Source organism: Pedococcus sp. P1_H8 (assembly GCF_056405175.1).
The window spans coordinates 1-373 of the sequence record NZ_JBFUCP010000428.1; the positions used below are offsets into that span (position 1 = coordinate 1).

2 protein-coding genes are annotated in these 373 nt (G+C 71.3%); both read left to right on the forward strand.

The annotated features are described in order from the left end of the window. The first annotated feature begins 3 nt into the window (after positions 1–3). Positions 4–75 (forward strand): 3-hydroxyacyl-CoA dehydrogenase family protein, encoded by a 72-nt coding sequence (locus tag AC1DYG_RS20685; RefSeq protein WP_477641703.1) that lies wholly within the window; start codon positions 4–6, stop codon positions 73–75. A gap of 14 nt (positions 76–89) precedes the next feature. Further along, positions 90–161 carry a 3-hydroxyacyl-CoA dehydrogenase family protein gene (locus AC1DYG_RS20690; protein WP_477641703.1) on the forward strand — a complete coding sequence of 24 codons (72 nt, stop codon included), beginning with the start codon at positions 90–92 and terminating at the stop codon, positions 159–161. The last annotated feature ends 212 nt before the right edge of the window (positions 162–373 follow it).

Here is a 373-nt window from a genome sequence, read left to right on the forward strand (position 1 = left end):
GCCCTGCTCCGCCGCAAGGTCGACGCCGGCCAGCTCGGCCGCAAGAGCGGTCGCGGGTTCTACGACTACAGCTAGTCCCCCGATCCGCCCTGCTCCGCCGCAAGGTCGACGCCGGCCAGCTCGGCCGCAAGAGCGGTCGCGGCTTCTACGACTACAGCTAGTCCCCCGATCCGCACCCCTGCTGTACCCGTCGCGCCCGCAATTGCGCCCGCGACGCGTGCAACCGGGGTGCGGATTGCGTAGTTGTCCACAGGGCGCGGGCTGGGCCTGGTGCCGAGGGCAGTCCCCTGCGAGCGTCGAATCGTGGACTCCTTCCGAGACGGCGTCATCCGTCGCACCGAGGCCCTGGGCGACGGGCACACCGACCGTGACC